This window comes from Planomonospora algeriensis, from assembly GCF_977012225.1.
This window is the reverse complement of the sequence record NZ_CDRNDK010000828.1, coordinates 1-1,514: the sequence shown is the minus strand read 5'-3', so window position 1 is coordinate 1,514 and position 1,514 is coordinate 1. Positions and strand designations below refer to the sequence as shown.

Sequence of the window (1,514 nt, the reverse complement as noted above, 5' to 3'; positions counted from 1 at the left end):
GGCCGCGGAGCTGGCCGCCGACGGGATCCTGCTGGACGCCCGCGCCGCCGAGCGCTACCGGGGGGAGGTCGAGCCGGTCGACCCGGTCGCCGGGCACGTCCCCGGGGCGGTCAGCGCCCCCACCACGGAGAACATCGACCCGTCCGGGCGCTTCCACCGGCCGCACTTCCTGCGGGAGAGGTTCAACACCCTCGGGGCGGTGCCCGGCATCGCGGTGGGGACCTACTGCGGTTCCGGCGTGACGGCCGCCCACCAGGTCCTGGCGCTGGAGGTCGCGGGCATCCCGGCCTCCCTCTACGTCGGGTCCTGGTCCAACTGGGTGGCCGACCCCTCCCGGCCGGTCGCCACCGGCTGATCCCCGTACCCGAAGCAGGCGAACCCGGCCGTCCCCGTCCGCCCGGCCGCCGCGGCGAGCGCCGCCGCGGGCGGCGCCCGGCGGCCAGCAGGCCGTGGAAGACCGTCATCAGCGCCAGGGTCTCGTCATCGCGCACGGGCACCAGGCCGGCCACCACGCACCGCGTGCCCGATGACAGGAACGCCCCCGCCAGCCCCAGCGGCGTCCCGTCGGCGGGGGCGTGCGCCATCCCCGCGTCGCACGCCGACAGCACCACCAGCTCCGGCGGCGTGCGGATCCGGAGCAGGTCGTAGGCCATGAGCCGGCCGTCGTCGAGATCGATGCCGGACAGCAGCGGACTGCGCGGGCTGAACGTCCCGTGGGCCGCCAGGTGCGCCACCCCGGCCCGCTCCAGCGACGCCAGGACCGCGCGCCGGGTCGCGGGGACCAGCTCGGTGCCCGGACGGCGGGCGGCCACCATGCGGATCTCCGCCTCGGCGCAGCGCAGACCCGGTCCGGCCACCGCCGCGGTCCCCGCCCCCATGCCTTGGGGTACGGCACGCGACGCGGCCAGCCAGGCGGAGGCGCTCGGCGCGACGGTCACCGGCCGGTCCGCGTTCGACGGGAGAACCGGCCAGGGCAGGGTGTGCAGCGGTCCGGCGGGCACGATCACCAGCGGCCGGTCGCCCAGGCGGGGGAGGAGCGGGCCGAGGAGCAGCCGCTCCACCGCCGCCGCCTCCGCGGCCAGGCCGGGTGCGTCCCCGTCGAGCAGGTGCCTGCGGCGCAGGCCGTACCGGAGCCGGACGACGGCCTCGGCTGCGGCCGCGAGGGAGCCCAGACGGCGCAGCAGGACCCTGTCGGGGGTGACCGCGACGACGGCCAGCTCGTCACCGTGGCGGACGAACTCGACCAGCGCGGCGCCGCCCAGCGCCGCACGCAGTTCCTCCGGACCGGGTACGGCACCGCGATCGGCCTCCCCATCACCCTGCACGCCCCGGACGCCCCGGAGGCGCTGAACGCCCGGCACGCCCGCGCCCTGCACGCCCTGAGCGCTCTCCGCACCCGCAGGGACCCGGCCCTCCTTGGTGCCTCCGAGACCCACGGCGCCGCCGGTGGTCGCCCGCCACCGCTCCGCCCAGGCCAGCACGGTCCGGGCCCGCCCGGTCCGGAGGGCGAGGGC

Annotated in this window: 1 protein-coding gene and 1 pseudogene; one reads left to right on the top strand and one right to left on the bottom strand. The window is 78.3% G+C overall.

The features are described from left to right. The coding region (locus tag ACWJ6R_RS36150) for a sulfurtransferase (RefSeq protein ID WP_449066516.1) at positions 1–355 on the top strand (355 nt) is incomplete at its 5' end. Positions 356–434: 79 nt separating this feature from the next. Here the strand turns inward: ACWJ6R_RS36150 and ACWJ6R_RS36145 are convergent. Beyond that, positions 435–1,061: pseudogene (locus tag ACWJ6R_RS36145) on the bottom strand (CHAT domain-containing protein); the annotation flags it as partial. Positions 1,062–1,514: the final 453 nt, after the last annotated feature.